The sequence below is a fragment of the Vibrio sp. 10N.261.45.E2 genome, from assembly GCF_002875705.1.
GTDB lineage: Bacteria > Pseudomonadota > Gammaproteobacteria > Enterobacterales > Vibrionaceae > Vibrio.
This window is the reverse complement of record NZ_MCZZ01000032.1, coordinates 1-844: the sequence shown is the minus strand read 5'-3', so window position 1 is coordinate 844 and position 844 is coordinate 1. Positions and strand designations below refer to the sequence as shown.

Genomic DNA, 844 nt, shown 5'->3' with positions numbered 1-844 from the left:
CTTCGCAGTTGAATTCGGGAGTAATCAGGTTGTGATTTATAGCGAATGAAAAACCTGATTATACTCATAAACCTGCCACGCGCCCAATTGCAGCGTAGCTGCTATGTTCTATTGCTTGGAATATGAGTGATACAACAACGTAATTATGGATGAATCATTATTCGACAATCCATTTAATACTACTAATAGAACTATTCTTATCTTTAAAAACAATATCTATATCATCGACGTCTGTAGTTAAATTAATTTGTTTCAAGAATAAAAGAACATTAAAGATTTTTCCTTTATCATCCAAATTTGAAGTTATAATAATTGATTTTATTTTTCCGTGTATGTTTTTCTTAATTATGCTTTTACTTTTATCAGATAAATGGTAAGTTTTGTTAAAATAAAAGCCATTCATATCCTCCATAATAACAACATCATGATCTACTATGAAGTAATCTTGATTGTTCTTTATAAAATCTCTAAGTTTTAATCTTTCGATATTCTGTAGGTTTTCTTTAAGTTGTTCAGCTGTGCCAAGTATGAAAAACACACTTACTAATAGTATAGCTGAAATAGCTCCACACATAGCATCAACCATAGGTGTTAATTGTTCATCATTTGTACTCATTTATTTCCTCCCGTTTTTCAAAAACGGCACTGAAGGGGGGTAGGAACGACATTCCGCAGGTGTTTTAGCAGTTATTTTGAAGAAGATGTAGACTTTGCTAAGTAAATTCACTAAAAAACATCAAACAATATCCCCTTAAAATATCATACAGTTAGGTATGTTATTACTTAACTTTACATTTTACCACTATTTGTATGGGTCCACCACAGGTTCTGTCGCAAATATTGT

At 31.3% G+C, this 844-nt stretch carries 1 protein-coding gene; it reads right to left on the bottom strand.

From position 1 onward, the window contains the following. Positions 1 to 157: 157 nt before the first annotated feature. On the bottom strand, positions 158 to 616 hold the full coding sequence (locus BCT34_RS02010; RefSeq protein ID WP_076651774.1) for a hypothetical protein: 459 nt from the start codon (positions 614 to 616) through the stop codon (positions 158 to 160). Between the last annotated feature and the right edge of the window lie 228 nt (positions 617 to 844).